The 16257-nt window shown below is 49.6% G+C and carries 13 protein-coding genes; 6 read left to right on the top strand and 7 right to left on the bottom strand.

Features of this window, described 5'->3' with window-relative positions:
• Positions 1 to 27 precede the first annotated feature (27 nt).
• Positions 28 to 1287 (top strand): CobW family GTP-binding protein, encoded by a 1260-nt coding sequence (locus tag B9Y77_RS01555; RefSeq protein ID WP_085490203.1) that lies wholly within the window; start codon positions 28 to 30, stop codon positions 1285 to 1287.
• Positions 1288 to 1400: 113 nt separating this feature from the next.
• On the opposite strand, the gene rmuC is transcribed toward B9Y77_RS01555, so the two are convergent.
• From rmuC to B9Y77_RS01530, 5 genes are all read right to left on the bottom strand, one after another.
• Positions 1401 to 2849, bottom strand: coding sequence for a DNA recombination protein RmuC (gene rmuC / locus B9Y77_RS01550; protein WP_085491412.1), 1449 nt, complete (start codon positions 2847 to 2849; stop codon positions 1401 to 1403).
• A gap of 87 nt (positions 2850 to 2936) precedes the next feature.
• Positions 2937 to 5249, bottom strand: a complete 2313-nt coding sequence (locus tag B9Y77_RS01545) for an ankyrin repeat domain-containing protein (RefSeq protein ID WP_085490202.1) — start codon at positions 5247 to 5249, stop codon at positions 2937 to 2939.
• Positions 5250 to 6227, bottom strand: a complete 978-nt coding sequence (locus tag B9Y77_RS01540; protein ID WP_073424409.1) for a protein phosphatase 2C domain-containing protein — start codon at positions 6225 to 6227, stop codon at positions 5250 to 5252.
• Between the two features lie 16 nt (positions 6228 to 6243).
• Positions 6244 to 7014 carry a vWA domain-containing protein gene (locus B9Y77_RS01535; protein WP_085490200.1) on the bottom strand — a complete coding sequence of 257 codons (771 nt, stop codon included), beginning with the start codon at positions 7012 to 7014 and terminating at the stop codon, positions 6244 to 6246.
• Between the two features lie 14 nt (positions 7015 to 7028).
• Complete coding sequence (locus B9Y77_RS01530; RefSeq protein ID WP_254899880.1) at positions 7029 to 8315, bottom strand: protein kinase domain-containing protein; 1287 nt, start codon at positions 8313 to 8315, stop codon at positions 7029 to 7031.
• A gap of 527 nt (positions 8316 to 8842) precedes the next feature.
• On the opposite strand from B9Y77_RS01530, the gene B9Y77_RS01525 reads away from it, so the two are divergent.
• Together B9Y77_RS01525 and B9Y77_RS01520 are read left to right on the top strand one after the other, a co-directional pair.
• Positions 8843 to 10288: an anthranilate synthase component I family protein gene (locus tag B9Y77_RS01525; protein WP_073424412.1), complete on the top strand. Its 1446-nt coding sequence runs from the start codon at positions 8843 to 8845 to the stop codon at positions 10286 to 10288.
• A 65-nt stretch (positions 10289 to 10353) separates the two neighbouring features.
• Positions 10354 to 11949, top strand: a complete 1596-nt coding sequence (locus B9Y77_RS01520; protein ID WP_085490198.1) for a bifunctional anthranilate synthase component II/anthranilate phosphoribosyltransferase — start codon at positions 10354 to 10356, stop codon at positions 11947 to 11949.
• Positions 11950 to 12022: 73 nt separating this feature from the next.
• Here B9Y77_RS01520 and B9Y77_RS01515 read toward each other — a convergent pair whose 3' ends face one another.
• On the bottom strand, positions 12023 to 12442 hold the full coding sequence (locus B9Y77_RS01515; protein ID WP_085490197.1) for a hypothetical protein: 420 nt from the start codon (positions 12440 to 12442) through the stop codon (positions 12023 to 12025).
• 284 nt (positions 12443 to 12726) lie between these two features.
• Entirely contained in the window at positions 12727 to 13047 is a 321-nt protein-coding gene (locus tag B9Y77_RS01510) for a hypothetical protein (RefSeq protein ID WP_254899879.1), read from the bottom strand.
• Positions 13048 to 13284: 237 nt separating this feature from the next.
• Between B9Y77_RS01510 and B9Y77_RS01505 the strand changes: the two genes are divergently transcribed.
• The 3 genes from B9Y77_RS01505 to B9Y77_RS01495 are packed head-to-tail and all read left to right on the top strand — an operon-like array spanning position 13285 to position 16249.
• The gene (locus B9Y77_RS01505; RefSeq protein WP_012819987.1) at positions 13285 to 14145 is read left to right on the top strand and encodes a 4Fe-4S binding protein; all 861 of its coding nucleotides are present in this window, start codon (positions 13285 to 13287) and stop codon (positions 14143 to 14145) included.
• A 42-nt stretch (positions 14146 to 14187) separates the two neighbouring features.
• The gene (locus B9Y77_RS01500; RefSeq protein ID WP_085490196.1) at positions 14188 to 15951 is read left to right on the top strand and encodes an adenylyl-sulfate reductase subunit alpha; all 1764 of its coding nucleotides are present in this window, start codon (positions 14188 to 14190) and stop codon (positions 15949 to 15951) included.
• Positions 15935 to 16249, top strand: a complete 315-nt coding sequence (locus tag B9Y77_RS01495) for a 4Fe-4S dicluster domain-containing protein (protein WP_073424415.1) — start codon at positions 15935 to 15937, stop codon at positions 16247 to 16249. The genes B9Y77_RS01500 and B9Y77_RS01495 overlap by 17 nt, the downstream gene beginning before the upstream one ends.
• Positions 16250 to 16257 lie beyond the last annotated feature (8 nt).

Genomic DNA, 16257 nt, shown 5'->3' with positions numbered 1-16257 from the left:
ATTCCATTTTTTAGTAAATTTTAGCGCATGAAATCAGTACCTATAACGCTCCTGACCGGTTACCTGGGAGCCGGCAAAACAACTCTCCTCAACTACGTTCTCAACAATCAGCAGGGCTACCACGTCGCCGTCATCGTAAATGACATTGGCGAAGTGAACATCGACCAAACTTTAATTGAAAAGGGCGGAAACATCACGAAGGAAGATTCGGGCAAGGTTGTCCCGCTTTCGAATGGTTGTATCTGCTGCTCACTCAAGACCGACTTGATCGAACAAATCGCCGAACTTTTGGAAATGGGCAAGTTCGACTACATTCTCATCGAAGCTAGCGGTATCTGCGAGCCGATTCCTATAGCCCAGACCATCAGCTTTGCGGGTAGCCAGCTCCGTAGCAAAGACGGCAGACCTCTCCCCTGCCATTTGGACAACATCGTGGCAGTCGTTGACGTGCTCCGCCTCGCAGACGAATTTGCCGGTGGCGAAAAGCTCCTCGAAGAAGACCTCGAAGAAGAAGATATCGCAAACTTGCTCATCCAGCAGATTGAATTCTGCAACACGATTATCATGAACAAGGTCGACGCTCTCAGCAAGCATGACTTGGAACACGTGAAGGCAGTCGTGAAGGCTTTGCAGCCGACCGCCAAGATGATCGAGACGAACTACGGCAAGGTCGACATGAAGGACATTCTCGACACGAAGCAGTTCGACTTCAACAAGGTTGCCGAATCGAGCACTTGGGCAATCAAGCTCAACGAAGAAGGTCACGACAACCACGATGACGATGATGATGACGATCATGACGAACATGAACATCACCACCACGATCATGACCACGATGATGAAGACCACAGCCATTGCGACCACGAGCATGGTGTTTGCCACTGCGGGCACCACCATGACAAGGACCATCCGCATGGCGACGAATACGGCATCAGCACATTCGTGTTCGAAGACCACCGTCCGCTGAACCGCGAAAAGTTCGAAGCATTCCTCGATGACTATCCGACGAGCATTATCCGCACGAAGGGTCTCCTCTGGTTCAGCGACGAACGCAGCGAAAGCTACTTGTTCGAACAGGCTGGCAAGCAGGCATCCGCCCAGAATTTTGGACGTTGGTTTGCCGCCGAAAGCAAGGCAGAACAGCAGCGCATCCTCGAAGAAAATCCGCAGCTCCAGAAAATCTGGGACGAAAAGTACGGTGACCGCATCATCCGCCTGGTGTTCATTGGCCAGCACATGGACAAGAAGAAGATCATCCAGGTGATGAACGACTGCTTGGACGACTAGTTATTGGTCAATAGTTATTGGTCAATAGTCATTGGTCATTAGTTATTAGAATGTAAGACGAGAATCCCTGCGACCGAAGTCGCAGGGATTTTTTCACCAACGGAGTTAAGCAGTTAAATTTCTTCGATTTCTTGCATTTCGATAGTGTCGACATCCGACGGGAGCGGATTTTTGGAGTCTTGTTTTGCACCAAGACGTTCCAGCTTGCGGCAGGACTGTACAATGCTTTGGCCCTTATCGTCAAGTTTTGCCTTTCCCTTATTGTAGGCTTCCTGAGCCTTACCGAGAGCGGCACCGATTTCATCCATGTTTTTTACGAAAATGCCCACGCGCTTGAGCACTTCGTTCGCAAGTTCAAAGACCTTTTGCTGGTTTTGAGCCTGTTGCACTTGGCGCCAGGTCAACTTAACGATACGGAGTGCGGCAAATAGCGTCTGTTCATCGGCAATATACACTCCGCGATCCATGGAATCACGCCAAAGAGAGGGTTCTTCGGAAAGTGCAGTCCAGAGAGCGGCTGAACGCGGAACGAACATGATTACAAAATCAACGGTTTCTCTCGGAGCCTTCACGTATGCCGAATACTTTTTCCTGGCAAGTTCATCCACGTGCTTCTTGAGGCTTTCAATATGACGTTTCAAAAGGGACTTTCGCTGTTCTACATCTTCGCAAGCGACATAGTCCATAAATGCTTTCATGGAAACCTTAGAATCGACAATGACATCTTTTTTCGTATCCAGATGGACGATAACATCTGGGCGCATCATGCATCCGGTCTCTTCGGCACGGAGCACATTGCCATTTTCATCGCGCAGCGTTGATTGCGTTTCAAAATGAATTCCCTTTTGGAGCCCGAGCGACTGCAGAAGTTCTTCGAGGACGCATTCGCCCCAGTCGCCCTGAATCTTGCTATCGTGCTTGAAAGCGCGAATCAAGTCATCGGCGGTTTGCTTTGTCGCCTTGTTGGAATTGATGGACTGTTGCAGGACTTCCTTAAGCGAGGTATTCGCCGCAGTCTGCTGTAACGTCGTGTCGTTCATGGTCTTTTCCATCTTGGCGATGGTTTCCTTGAGCGGGCTTACAAGCTGTTCCATGGTCGCATGACCGGATTCCGAGATCTGCTTTTCGCGCTGTTTAAGCATTTCTTCAGTAGAGTTCTTTGCTTGGGCATATAAGCGCTGCGACATTTCCGTAAAACGAGCATTTTGCTCATTTAGCGAAGACTGATGCACTCGTTCCATATCCAACTTCATACTTTCTAAGCGCTTGGCACTCGCCTCTTTTTCATCGGCAAGAGTCTTAGCTGCAGCAGCCCGTTCGTCAGCAAGCATTTTCGAGGCTTCGGCTTTTACCATTTCAAGCTGTTTTTCGATATTTTCCTTAAGTTCTGCGTTTTTAGCAGTTTCTGTCGCGAGCTGGCTACGCAGCACGGCGACTTCCTTTTCCATTTCGACATTCGCCTGACGCGCGGCGGCTTCGCGCTGCGAATTTCCATTACGGGCAAACAAGATGCCGATTACAATTCCGAGGACAGCGCAAATAATGGCTACGGCTATGGTCATGAACATACTCCTTTTAACGTTCTATCAATATATCGCTATTTAAATGAAAAATGTCAAATGTTTTTCGAGAAATAATGATTCCTACGCTCAGCTTGCGAGATCCTTGACCTTGTCCCAGAGCTTGGCGCCAGCATTTTTCACAGACTTGAGACTTTTGCGAGCCTTTCCAAAAAAACTGTAATTATCAAGTTCGTCTTGCGCGGATTCATTGCCGACGTTTTCAGCGACATTCACAGGCTTATCGCCTTCATTGTTCTCAACGGACGGATCAGCGCCGGCATCAACAAGCATTTTGACGATACGACCATTCGCATAACGCGCCGCAATATGGAGCGGACGGTTTCCATAAGCATCAACTCGGTTGACATTCGCATTTTTCTTGATCAAGAAAGCCACCAAATCCGTTCTGTTCCGCTGGATGGCGTAAGCAAGCGGCGTTTCGCCCGCATTGTCCATCGCATCGACTTTTGCTCCATGCGAAAGGAGAACGTTCATCCACATCGCTCCATTCTGCATGCTCAAGGCACGATGCATCAGCGCTTTTCCGTTTGCAAAGACTCGAGTCGCAGAGCCCACATCGTTTGCAAGCAAGAACTGCAACGATTCCTTTTTCTGGCCCATAAGCGCCTTTTCAACAGGCGCCATGCCCTTATATGGGAGCATCATATTGGCGCCCTTTGACTTCAGGAATTTCAGAGAAGACACATCATTATTTTCTACAGCATAATGAATAGCCGCACAACCAGTGTATTTCGACACATAATTGATATTTGCGCCCAACTGCAAATAAGACTTTGCCTGGTCCAAATTACGATGTTTTACAGCAGCCACAAAAAGGCTATCCCTATAGGTATAGTCAAACAGATATTTCGAGGTTTTGTTGTGGACAAAGGTCATGGGATTCTGCGCAGAAGAGTTCTTATCATACACGGAAAGCCCAAACGACATCAGCTTTTGAGCGGTCGCGAGATCGTTCTTCTTGACAGCCACGAAAAGTGCTGTTTCGCCCAAACGGTTCCTGGCGTGAATATCCGCACCCAATTTCTGCAATTCCGTAAACATCGTAAGATTGCGAGCAACCGCATAATGAATAAGCGGGACGCCATTTTCGTCCTTATCATTGACGTTTGCACCATACCCTACAACTTCTTTCAGCAAAACAATATCGCCTTTCTTGACCGCATCGAAAATCAACTGATTTTTTAGCCTATAATGGTTCAGGAACTTTTTGTTCGCTGTATTCTTCGTCAATTTTTCCGGCAGCACACCTGCATTATCCGGAGTATTCACGTCAAGACCTAGTGCAATGAGATGCTTAAGGACTGGCACATTACCGTTCACAGCAGCATAATGGAGCAAAGTATTGCCTTTTTCATCCGTGTAATGCAAGTCTGCGCCATTTCTATACGCAAGCTTTGCATCAAGCGCAGCAATATTCCCCGCCTTGATGGCGTTCTGAATTTGCTCCACCTTGGTATACGCATCGTGAAGTACAAGCAAACTCTGCTGTGTCTTAGCATAATTCTTCAAATGCTCATAGTTTTCCTGGATCCATTCATGCGGACGCGCCTGGACAAAAGGTTTCGCATAATAAGAGCATCCCGATTCAAGCGCAAGCTCCAACGGGGTACGCCCCATATTATCGGTCAACCGCTCATCAGCGCCATGATGCAACAACGTATCAATCAGCTCCGCAGAGCCAATCCTTACCGCATAATGCAAAGGCGCATCACCAACTGAGTCCTTACTATTGACATAGACCCCGTTGTTTAACAAATCCGCAACGTACTTAGCATCACCCACAGCGCAAGCCGAGAATAGCTTTTCCATTTTACGCTTAGGGTCTTTCGGAATGTAGCCGTTATCGTACAAGACAAAATAAGCCACAGAAATCAAAAGCGCAGCACCAATCAACGTAAAAAGCAAGCCCCAAAGTCTTACTCGACGGGCTTTTACCAAAGCCACCTGCGAATACATCGCTGTTTCACGCGCTCTCTGTTGCGTAGAATCGCGCTCACGCTGCAGAGTTGTAATCTGCTGAGTCAACCCAACAAGAGTCCCCTCCAATGTCGGCACAACGACATTCTTGACAAGCCCCAATGCATACGCATACGAGTCAATCACATAATCGCTCATCACGCGGTCAAGCTTGGAATTTTCGGCAAAAGACTGTTTCTGCTTGCGAATACAGAGGTTCAGGTCACTACGATTGCTTGCAAAGCCGAGCATGGAACTCCCCACGCCCAGCTGCTCCGCAAGCACTATTGACGAACGGTATTCATAAAACGACTCGCCAAGTTCATCGGCAAGCAACCCCCGCAATCTATGATCGCAGACAATGTCGTTACCATAAGTATCGACAAGCTGACGCATGATAATATGTAAGGGGCGCTTATTCATTTACTGTTCGTTTCCTTTTTTGTTGATGATCCCGGCAAGGCTCATGTCGTCCTTGCTGCCGTGCAAGCTCATATCGCTGAAGCCTTCGTCCATACGGGCGACCGCCTGCTCTTTACCGATATCTAAATACATTTGCAAAAGCCGCATATAGAACCGGTTCAGACATTCAGGAGCCAAATCGTAATCGCCTACAGAATCCTCGATTCCATCGCTACACGCAAACACAGCAAACGGGAAATGCCCTGTACCGTCAAATGCGTAGCGGAACGAGTCCGCGGGATTCTTATCGCAAAGCGATGTCGTGTAGTTCAAGAAACACGTTGAATCCCACGGCACTGGCGGAGTCCAGTTTTCGTAAGGTTCGGCGCTATCGTTCAGGCAAAGCAGTCTGCCATCGCCCACGTGAATCGCAAGCCAGCCCCACCGCGTCTGCACATAAGCCATCAGCGTCGAGCCATAAGCCTTTACCAAGTCGTTTTTGCCCAAGAGTTCCTTCTCAGCATCGGTCAGCGGGTTTTCTTGAGCGTCCTGCCGGATGGCGGCAACCCACTTTTCGCAAATTCGACGACACACGTCGCGGATTAGCTTTTCTTGCGGCTGGATATTCCCAATCTGTTGCTGATACAGCATTGCTTGCTCTTCGCGAAGCTTCGCTGTTTCGGATTTTTCCTCCGATTTTTCAGACCAACAGGAATCCCCCACATCCGTGCGGGCTGTCACCGCCCCCGTCCGATTTCCAAGAAACTTGCGGGCATCTTCGGATTGCATGAACTGCATCAGTTCATCCTTTGCAATCCCAGCCGCAAGCCTTGCCCCAACATCACTCCGGACGTAAGACGGTGAACCATGCCCATCGCATACCACGATCAACTGGATTTCGCCATCATTATATTCTAGCGAGAAATCCTGGCACGGGATATTTGCAGGCAAATGCTTCGCCCCGACTTTGCTCACCGCAAACGTTTCAGCATTTTGCATACACATCTCAGACTCCCTAGTTCCAGCCCGACCAGTCATCGGAACCGGAATTCGCCTTGCTTGAACCCACATCGACTCCAGAAAGCGAGGCGTCATTAGCAACCGTATTCGAAATCGACTGCGCGACAAGCTGGTTCTGCGTTACCATTGCGGCGCCGACAGATGCACTTTGGCCTGCCACCGTTGTCGCAGACACGCTGACCGTATGAATCATCTTCTTGAGCTGATCCACATTGTGAACCGTGATGACCGATTCCGAACTGCCCGTAAATTCCCGGAGCACGTCATTATTGGCATCGTCACCGATGGCGATAGCCACCTTCACACCAGCCTTGAACCAGCGATTCCCCTTGAGCTTTTCCAACTTACGGACATAGCCATCCGTCGGAGCGCCGTCCGAAAGGAGGACAATGGCAGGTGCGCGGCATCCCGTTTTTTCGCCCATAAAGCCATTGGACCTGGAAAGTTTAGCGTCCAGTTCCGCACAGGCGCTGCCAAACGATGTCGTACCACTTGCGCTCAAATCCTGCCACTGAAACTTTTCGGCTTCAAGCGGCTGTTCATACATCCAGTTGACAGCGCTACTGAACTCGAGCACGGCAATCTTGATTTGCGAATCGCCGCAATTCTTGGAGATGTCGCCCACATCGTCAAGAGCGTCACGAACCGCCGTATTGAGCGAAGCAATCTTTGAACCGGACATACTGCCCGACGTATCCACCATAAAAATCAGATGCGTGACACGACGCGGGATCGGTTCCAACGCAAACGGGTCTTTTGTAGCCATATTCTATTCTCCTTTTATTCAATAACGGCAGTTTCGCCTTGATTTCCAAACTTGATCTTGTAACCTTTGCGGGCAGGCATGCCCTGACCATCCGCAACGACTCGCTGAGTGCCGTCCAAACACGTCACCGTCCAGGATTCGCCAGAATTATTGCAAAGCCCCACCTCATTGTTCTTGACGACGGTTCTGCCAACGACCTTGTCGTAATCGGTCGAGCCGTGGACTAGACATTCATGGAGCTTCTGTTCCGGCATCAGCGGAATTTTAAACTTACCTACGCACAACATTCTATAATCTCCAAAGGACTTATCGCAGTAAGCACACTTTTTGTCAACACAATCCGGGTCCGCAAATGAAAATTTTCCGCATTTCGGGCATTTGACAAAATCCGCACGCACCTGCAGCAAGATATCGCGCCATTCCTTATCCTTCACGCGGAGGTCTCCATTTTGCAGAGCCTCCTTGCTGAACGTCTTGCAGAAAGCATCGCGCAACACCTTCGGATAGATATCCCAACGGCGCATCACATTCTTATGCAGGCTCGGATCCGGCGCATTGCTCTTGTCGTTTGGATCCATAATAAATACGGCGTTATACCCCAAAAGTTGCCTTGCCATTTCCGGGTCGTTATCGCACGGACAAGAGAGATAACGCCTCCCCTCAAACGGACGGTTCATATAAATCAAGATGAACAGACAAACCGCAAGCGAATGGTAATCCGTCACTTTGCGCGGTCGAGACTTTCCTTCGACAATTTCGGGTGCCATATACCCCGCCTTGCCAAGAATGCCAAGGTCGTCGGTACCATCGGGAGCCACGTTGTCGTTATCGCAAATCAGCACGTCACCCGTTTTAGGGTTAATAAAGAAGTTGCCATCGTTCATGTCCTGGTAGCTATAACCGTCGCGATGCAGGTCCAAAAAAGCCTTCACGAGTTGCATACAGGCGTTCAGCTGGGCATTCACATCGGCAAAACGGGCAGTCACCAAGATGAACTTGCTCATATCCACATAGCCTGCGGGGCGGATTTTCATCAAATAGCCAAATCCACCATTTGGGTCTTCGGCGACAGCCATCGGCCAAATAAAATGTTCGTTCGGCGTCTGGCGATTCGCATTGCGCTTCAGATTTTCACGGAAACGCTCACTCACCTTTTGCGTGTACCATTTTAACGCATACTCACTACCATTATAATTGACAGCGTAAACGATTCCCTGACCGCCGCGCCCCAATTCACGGACAACTTGACAAGTGTCACCGCCAGCGATCGCGACCACATCCCCTTTTTTCAATTCGGACATAAAGCCTCCCAAAAATTTTTTCTTCATACTTATCGACTTGAGGGGGCAAAATGTCAAATGTTTTTCAAGAAATAATGGATCCTGCTCCTCCGAACCTAACTCCACTAAGGGACTGAAGCCCCAAGTCTCGTATATCGCTTCGCTCAGGATGACGAGAGGCGGAGCCTCAGGATGACGAGAAGCGGAGCCTCAGGATGACGAGAAGCGAGTGTCAAGATGACGCGAAACGCGAGTTTTTAAAATTTTTCAAGAATTTTTAGAACAACCCCTTGCCATGTGCAATTTTGATTGATATTTTTGTGTCATGATGAATTTCGTAACAAGTGCAACTATGAACCGTCGTTGGTGGCGCGGACTCTAACATAGAGCCCGGTATTTGTTACAAATCACCCAAGATTTTTAGGCAAAGGCTTCCGGACTCACGGAGGCCTTCCTTTTTACCGAAAATTGACGAAATCCTCCGGGAAATAAAGCCTTTGTGAACCTTAAACGAAAAGGCAAACGAGTTTTAAAACTAGAGGATTAAAATGACTAAGATTACTCACATCACCGAACGCCCGGGTTACGCTCCGCGTACCGACAGCATTTACGTCGCTCTCCCCGGTGAACGTTACACCCCGTTTTCACTCGCCAAGAAGCTCGGCGCAAAGGCCATCTTCGAATCGGCAAGCTTTGACCACGGTCGCAGCCGCTATTCGACCTTGATGGTGGACGAAGGTTTCCGCCTGCGCCAGAACGACAAGAACGTAAGCATTGTCGTGGATGGCAAGGAAAGTGAATTCTTGGCTGAAGGTGATGGCGATATTCTCGACGCCTTGCTCAAGATTTCCGCCGAAAATACGGTGCCGCCCAACCAGATTCCTATTCCGTCTTCGGGCGTGGGCTACCTCGGCTACGAATTCTGCGCCCGCTGCGATACGATTCGCCTTGCCCCGCAGGTGGATGAGCTCAACATTCCCGAAGCTGAATTTTTGGTCGGCCACATTTACATTGTGTTTGACCACTTCACCGAAAAGCTTCACTTGTTCGCCCTGAACTACGAAGAACACCAGATTGACCTGAAGGCCGCAATTGAAAAGGTGAAGGCCCGTCTTGCAGACCTCGACTTCAGCTATCTCGCTCCGGAAAAGCAGTACAGCAAGGGCATCACGATGACCGACCTCGAACAGTCCCGCAAGGAATACGTGGAAAAGGTCGCCGCATTGCAGAAGCACATCGTGGCAGGCAACATCGTTCAGGCAGTGCCGTCCCGCCGCATCCAGTTCGCAAGCGATATCGAAGCCCTCGACATTTACCGCCGCCTCCGCACAGTGAACCCGTCTCCGTACATGTTCTTCCTCGATTACGGCACGCACCAGTTCATCGGCGCATCTCCGGAAAGCTTGATCCGCGTGCGTGAAGGCATCGCCACCATCCACCCGATTGCAGGTACCCGCCGCCGCGGTAAGGACGACGCAGAAGACGAAGCATTGATGAAGAATTTGAAGGGCGATCCGAAGGAACGCGCAGAACACTTGATGCTCGTAGACCTCGCCCGCAACGACCTCGGCCGCGTTTGCGATGCCGGTACGGTCGAAACGACCAAGTACATGGAATGCGAAAAGTTCAGCCACGTGATCCACCTGGTTTCTGACGTACAAGGTAAAGTTTCCAAGAACAAGAAGGCCATTGAAGTGCTGCGCTCCAGCTTCCCTGCTGGTACGGTGAGCGGCGCTCCGAAAATCAGCGCCATTGAAATTCTTTCTGGTCTCGAAAAAATCAAGCGTCGCTTCTATGCTGGCGCCGTGGGTTACATTGAATCGGACGGTGACTTGGATTTCTGCATCGCTATCCGTTGCTGCTTAAAGCAGGGCAAGACCATCAGCCTCCAGGCCGGTGGTGGCATCGTGGCAGCATCGAACGCTGACCGCGAATTTGAAGAAACGAATGAAAAGCTCGGAGCAATCAGGGCTGTACTGGAGGGTGACAACTAGATTGCTTCGGCTTTCAGCCTCGCAATGACGTAACACCCCAAAACTTTAAAAAAGAGATTACAACCATGATTATCATTATCGACAACTACGATTCTTTTACTTACAACGTTTATCAGGCTTTAGCCAAGATTACCACCGAAGAAATCCGCGTGCTCCGTAGCCGCGAATGCACCATTGCAGACATTGAAAAGTTGAACCCGAGCCGCCTCATCGTGAGCCCGGGTCCGGGCCGCCCCGAAGATGCCGGCATCTCTGTCGAAGCCATCAAGCACTTTGCAGGCAAGCTCCCGATTTTGGGAGTGTGCCTCGGCCACCAGGCCATCGGTTACGCTTTTGGCGCAAAGATTGTGCAGGCCAAGTTCATCAAGCACGGCATCGCCGAAGAAATCGACCTCGACGGCAAGGGACTTTTCCGCACCATCGGCAAGAAGAACATCTTCACGCGTTACCACAGCTTGGTCATCGACGAATCTACGCTCCCGGGCGATTTCGAAGTGACCGCCCGCGCAACAGACGGCGACATCATGGGTATTCGCCACAAGACGCTCCCCATTGAAGGCGTGCAGTTCCACCCGGAATCCATCGCTAGCGGCCGCGCCGACGAATTCTTCAAGGCATTCCTCAACTACCGTCGCGAACCGCTCGATATCCGCGGAATCTTGAACACGCTTACTGCAGGCAAGGACTTGAGCCGCGAAACTGCAGAAATGTTCATGGAAGACTTGACCGACGGCATCATGGACGAACGCCAGATGGCTGCAATCCTTACCGCACTATCCAGCAAGGGCCCCGTGACCGAAGAAATTGCAGGCTGCGCCAAGGTGCTGAGCAGCAAGAAGCGCAAGTTCCCGTACAGCGGTGACGAACTCACCGATATCGTGGGTACCGGTGGCGACGGCAAGGGTAGCTTCAACGTGAGCTCTCTCTCCGGCCTTATCGCAGCAAGCTGTGGCGCCAAGATTGCCAAGCACGGCAATCGCGCGGTTTCGAGCAAGTCCGGTGCCGCCGACTTTTACACAGCTGCAGGCTTCAAGCTCGACATGACTCCGGAAAAAGCAGCAAGCGTCATCGACAAGACGAACTTTGTATTCCTCATGGCTCCGGTTTACCACAGCGCTATGCGTTTTGCAGGCCCGGTTCGTGGCGCACTCGGCGTAAAGACCATCATGAATTTGCTCGGCCCCCTCACGAACCCGGCCGAAGCCAAATACCTCATGCTCGGCGTTTACAGCAAGTCGATTCTCGAACCGTTCACGAAGGCTGCAAAGTCCCTCGGTGCCAAGCGTGTCATGGTCGCCATCTCCGACGACGGTTACGACGAAATCTCTCCGTGCGTCCCGACGACCATTGCCGAAATCTTGGAAGACGGCGAGTATCGCGAATACCGCATTGACCCGAAGGAATTCGGCGTCCCGGCTGTGGACCCGGAAGACCTCGCAGGCGGTACGGGCGTGGACAACTTCAACCTCGCTCTCGACGTGCTGAACGGCAAGGGCCGTCCGGGCATCAAGTACGCTTGCGCATTGAACGCAGGCGCCGCTCTCTACATCAGCAACAAGGCTGCAAGCATCAAGGAAGGCTTTGACAAGGCGATTAAGGCTATGGAAGACGGCTCTGTTCTCAAGAAGATCGAGGAAGTCAAAGTCGCTACAAACAGCTAGAGATAAATCTTTTACAAAAAAATCCTGAAGCATTTGCTTCAGGATTTTTTTTATAAAAACTATTAATCATTTTTTAATCAAGATCATAGTAACTTGAGCCACCCATTTCAGCACAAGACTTTCCTCGAGAATTCAATATAACAATCACATCACCACTAATCACAGGTCGAATGAGACGCCACGGCCAAAAGCCAAATCGTTGAGATTCATGATAATTTGCAACGGCATTACCACCCCTATGCTTTGCCTTGTAAGCAAAATCATCCCTAATACTAGCAGCAGAACCATAAAAGCTCTTACCCATAACAAGAGGCTTCAATACCTTAAATGGAACATTTTGAGGAAAATCTTCAAAATAGCAGAATTCTGTAGCAGGGGTTATTTTTTCACCTTCAGCAAGAGGGATTTCTGTATAAAATTTTCGAGTATAATTCGAGCAAGCCATGAGAACAAAGCAAGCTACAAAAAGAACCAATAAGAATGCTTTTTTCATTTTTTTTCCTAAAAAAAATTTTGGAGAAATATAATATTATTCTTATCAAAAAACAAACAACTAGACAAAGCGCTCCGAGAATTCGGAGCGTTTTTCGTTTACGGTCTAAAAGTTTTTAAGGCGGCAATCGTGCGGGAAATGAGGTCGTTTAATTCCCAGCCGAGCAAGTTTGCGCCGCGCTTGCTACCTTTGGGAGCGAGCGCAGGCAACGTCCTTTGTGATAAGTGCTCCGAGAAATCGGGGCTCTTTTTTTATCAGATTAACATTGTAAAAATGGTTACAAACTACGCTTCTAACTGACTGCGAAGCACAACAACGTCTTCTAGGGAAATATCCGTGGCTGCGGCAATTTTCTCGTCAGAAACGCCAAGCTGTATCATCTTCTTCGCGATTTCGCGGGTACGTTCTTCAATCTTCGCGTTGATGTCATCCGCGAATTCCTTGAAGATTCCCCGTCTCATGGCGTTATGGTCCCAGACCTTGTGATACATATTCCGATAAACCTCGAATTCTTTCTTGTTGAAGTTAGATACTTTCGCGCTTTCTGTCAAGTCCTTGAACTTTCCCTCGTCCAGTTCTTCGGGGAGTTCCTTGAGCCGGTTCAAATAGCGTGACAATCCGAATTGACTAGGTTGCCGAGGCTGCAATCAGGGGGATTCCTCCCCCATCCTTCATAAGCTATCAAAATTTTCAATAACACATTTTGACATTCCTTTTTGAACCTTAAAATGCGCCGGACGAAATTACTAATAAAGTAATTCTATTAGTAGCGATATTTTTTTAGTATTGGACAAAGGGTTTTGAGTTCTCTATATTTGTTTCTCAAAAATGGGAGACATTCTATGGCAGTTGATTATTCTACTCTTAAAAAGGGCGGCTGGATGCGCCAGAAGCAGAAGAACAATTTCTCGTTGCGCGTTCGCGTTGTTGGTGGGAACCTCACTGCAACACAGCTTGCCAAAATCGCCGAAGTCGCTGAAAAATATGGCGAAGGTTACGCTCACTTGACTTCGAGGCAGAGCGTCGAGATTCCTTTCATCAAGCTTGAAAATATTGACGATGTGAAAAACGCACTTGCCGAGGGTGGCGTTGAACCGGGCGTCTGCGGAGCCCGCGTGCGTACCATTACGGCGTGCCAAGGCGAGGCCGTTTGCCCGAGCGGCTGCATTGATACTTATGCAATCGCGAAAGAGCTTGACGATCGTTACTTTGCACGAGAACTTCCGCACAAGTTCAAATTCGGTGTGACGGGTTGCCAGAACAACTGTCTCAAGGCCGAAGAAAACGACGTGGGCATCAAGGGCGCCATCAAGGTGGACTGGCTCGAAGACAAGTGCATCGGTTGCGGGCTTTGCGCAAAGGTTTGCCGCAAAGAGGCCATCAAGATCGAAAACAAGAAGGTCATTTTCGACAAGGAAAAATGCAATTACTGCGGCCGTTGTTACAAGTCCTGCCCCACTGACGCCTGGAGCCACATTCACGGCTACATCGTATCGTTTGGCGGGCTTTTCGGCAACAACATCAACAAGGGCGAAACGATTATTCCGTTTGTAGAAGACAAGCAGAAGCTCTTGGACATTTGCGATGCTGCGATTCAATTCTTTGCAGACAACGGAAAGAGCGGTGAACGTTTCAAGTACACGATCGACCGCGTCGGCCGCGATGTATTCGCAAAGAAAATCCAGGACGTGTACAACGGTTAAGCGTTGACATAACAAGCCAGTATTCTAGCCACTTATTAACAAATGAAGATTGAAAAAATTAAGACAGACCTGCTGATAATTGGCGGCGGGACCGCTGGCTGTTATGCAGCCATTACAGCAAGTACTTTAGGTGCAGCGAAAGATGTCGCAGACATCAAGATATTGGTTGTCGAAAAAGCGAACATCAAGCGGAGCGGTTGCCTCGCTGCTGGCGTAAACGCGCTGAACGCCTACATTACCGAAGGCCGTACGCCCAAGGATTATGTGGAGTACGCCAAGAAAGACGCCGACGGAATCGTTCGCGAGGATTTGCTGTACAGTATTTCCGAGAAGTTCAACGAGGTCACGGCGCACTTGGAAAAGCTGGGCCTTGTCATTTTGAAGGACAAGGATGGAAAGTATGTGACCCGCGGGAATCGTAATATCAAAATCAACGGCGAAAATATCAAGCCGATTTTAGCAGCAGCAGTTGCGAAGGCTCCGAACGTTCAGGTGCTAAACCACGTGAACATTTTCGATTACTCTGTTCACAACAACAAAATTGATGGCGCTTTCGGTTTCGGAATTGAGAACGATACTTTCTATGCCATCGAGGCGCGTGCTGTAATTATCGCGACGGGCGGTGCCGCCGGGCTTTATCGCCCGAACAATCCGGGATTTTCAAGGCACAAGATGTGGTATCCGCCCTTCAACACGGGTGCAGGCTATGCGATGGGAATCCGTCACGGTGCCGAGATGACAACGTTCGAGATGCGTTTTATTGCGCTCCGCTGCAAGGATACAATTGCCCCGACAGGAACGCTCGCGCAGGGAGTTGGCGCCAAGCAGGTCAATTCACTCGGTGAAGTTTACGAGACAAAGTACGGCATTTCAACTTCGGAACGCGTGTACGGAACAGTGGCAGAAAACCTGGAAGGCCGCGGACCGTGCTATTTGCGCACCGTCGGGATTACGCCCGCACAGGAAGACTCGCTACTGAAGGCTTACCTGAACATGGCTCCGTCTCAGACGATTCGCTGGATTGAAAACGGCACGCCGTCGAAAGCGAATGTCGAAATCGAAGGAACGGAACCCTACATCGTGGGCGGCCACACGGCAAGCGGTTACTGGGTCGATACCAAGCGTGCAACGACAATTGCCGGGCTTTACGCTGCAGGCGATGTTGCCGGTGGAGCCCCGCAAAAATACGTGACGGGCGCGCTTGCCGAAGGCGAAATTGCGGCAAAGTCGGCAGTGGAATATATCAATGCGGTAGATTGCCGCACCCCCTTACAGGGAGCTCGCAATGACATTGATGCAGATCCTCGCGAAGACGTAGACGCCAAAGCAACCATCAAGGAAGCAGAAATCGCCCGACATGTCGCAGAAATCGAAACATATTTATCGCAGAAAAACTCGCTGTACACTACAGAACAACTTGAAGAAGCCATGCAAATAGCCATGGACGAATATGCAGGCGGAATCAAGACGGGCTATGGCTACAGCGAAAAGCATCTCAATATTGCCAAAGAAAAAATTGACGAAATTGAAAGCCTTACAGACAAGCTTAGCGCAGCCGATTTGCAAGAAGTGATGTACATCTACGAACTCAAGGAACGTCTAACAGTTTGCAAGAGCGTGATAGCCCACCTCAAGGCACGTCACGAAACACGTTGGCATAGTTTTGCAGAAAACCTGGACTACCCCGAAAAGGACAACGCAAACTTCCGCAAGTACGTCAATTCAAGACTCGAAAACGGCAAAATCAAAATCATCTTGCGCGACCTCACCGCAGAAGGGCAAAAGAACTATGAGCATCAGCATTGATCAAAGCAAATGTATCGGCTGCAGGAGATGCCACGACGTATGCCCCGGCACGCTAATCAAGATAAATGAAGACAAAAAAGCATTTATCAAATACCCCAAAGATTGCTGGGGTTGCACATCGTGCATCAAGGAATGCCCTGTTCACGCCATCCAATTTTTCCTCGGTGAAGACATTGGCGGCAAGGGAAGCAAGGTACATACCGAAAAAGTAAACGGTCTAATTCGCTGGATTGTGGAATTCCCAGACGGGAGCGTCAAATCCATTGACATTGACCCTAAAGAATCAAATAAATACTAGGAGTTTCA

The organism is Fibrobacter sp. UWB13, from assembly GCF_900177805.1.
Classification (GTDB): domain Bacteria; phylum Fibrobacterota; class Fibrobacteria; order Fibrobacterales; family Fibrobacteraceae; genus Fibrobacter.
The sequence above is the reverse complement of the archived record's forward strand: the minus strand, read 5'-3'. Positions and strand labels throughout refer to the sequence as shown.

What these genes read in the sequence shown, in the direction of transcription:
- B9Y77_RS01545 (WP_085490202.1), bottom strand. Translation starts at nt 5,249, where the DNA reads ATGAATAAGCGCCCCTTACATATTATCATGCGTCAGCTTGTCGATACT.
- rmuC (WP_085491412.1), bottom strand. Translation starts at nt 2,849, where the DNA reads ATGACCATAGCCGTAGCCATTATTTGCGCTGTCCTCGGAATTGTAATC.
- B9Y77_RS01535 (WP_085490200.1), bottom strand. Translation starts at nt 7,014, where the DNA reads ATGGCTACAAAAGACCCGTTTGCGTTGGAACCGATCCCGCGTCGTGTC.
- B9Y77_RS01520 (WP_085490198.1), top strand. Translation starts at nt 10,354, where the DNA reads ATGATTATCATTATCGACAACTACGATTCTTTTACTTACAACGTTTAT.
- B9Y77_RS01515 (WP_085490197.1), bottom strand. Translation starts at nt 12,442, where the DNA reads ATGAAAAAAGCATTCTTATTGGTTCTTTTTGTAGCTTGCTTTGTTCTC.
- B9Y77_RS01540 (WP_073424409.1), bottom strand. Translation starts at nt 6,227, where the DNA reads ATGCAAAATGCTGAAACGTTTGCGGTGAGCAAAGTCGGGGCGAAGCAT.
- B9Y77_RS01500 (WP_085490196.1), top strand. Translation starts at nt 14,188, where the DNA reads ATGAAGATTGAAAAAATTAAGACAGACCTGCTGATAATTGGCGGCGGG.
- B9Y77_RS01555 (WP_085490203.1), top strand. Translation starts at nt 28, where the DNA reads ATGAAATCAGTACCTATAACGCTCCTGACCGGTTACCTGGGAGCCGGC.
- B9Y77_RS01525 (WP_073424412.1), top strand. Translation starts at nt 8,843, where the DNA reads ATGACTAAGATTACTCACATCACCGAACGCCCGGGTTACGCTCCGCGT.
- B9Y77_RS01495 (WP_073424415.1), top strand. Translation starts at nt 15,935, where the DNA reads ATGAGCATCAGCATTGATCAAAGCAAATGTATCGGCTGCAGGAGATGC.
- B9Y77_RS01530 (WP_254899880.1), bottom strand. Translation starts at nt 8,315, where the DNA reads ATGTCCGAATTGAAAAAAGGGGATGTGGTCGCGATCGCTGGCGGTGAC.
- B9Y77_RS01505 (WP_012819987.1), top strand. Translation starts at nt 13,285, where the DNA reads ATGGCAGTTGATTATTCTACTCTTAAAAAGGGCGGCTGGATGCGCCAG.